Origin of the sequence: Exiguobacterium sp. KKBO11, assembly GCF_001644945.1 — a bacterium.
Taxonomy (GTDB): domain Bacteria; phylum Bacillota; class Bacilli; order Exiguobacteriales; family Exiguobacteriaceae; genus Exiguobacterium_A; species Exiguobacterium_A abrahamii.
In genome coordinates this window covers 1-393 of record NZ_LUCU01000030.1, presented here as the reverse complement: position 1 = coordinate 393, position 393 = coordinate 1, and the positions used below count along the sequence as shown (strand labels likewise).

Genomic DNA, 393 nt, shown 5'->3' with positions numbered 1-393 from the left:
GTGCTGCGCGAGCAGGTGATCACATCGCTGCGTGGCTGGCATGAGCGACGCCCGGACGAACCCGGTGTCGACAGCGGACGCCTGCAGCGCAGTGCCCTGCCTGCGCTTGCAGGGAGCCTCTGGAATGCGCTGCTGCAGGACCTGCTGGCCGACGGCAGCGTGCAACGCGTGGGCGCCTGGTGGCGCCTGCCCGGCCATGACCATGCGCCGCCGGAACGCGAGCGTCTGCTGCTGGAACGCGTGCTGCCGCAACTGCACGCCGGTGGCTTCGATCCGCCGTGGGTGCGCACCCTGGCCGCCGACATCGGCCTGGCCGAAGACGAGGTCCGCGCCATGCTGCGCCGCGCCACCACACGTGGCGAACTGTTCCAGGTGGTACCGGACCTGTTCTAT

1 protein-coding gene is annotated in these 393 nt (G+C 70.5%); it reads left to right on the top strand.

Features of this window, described 5'->3' with window-relative positions:
* Nucleotides 1-393, top strand: a 393-nt coding sequence (locus AYO36_RS16695; protein WP_197484528.1) for a DNA/RNA-binding winged helix domain-containing protein, incomplete at both ends; no start/stop codon positions are given.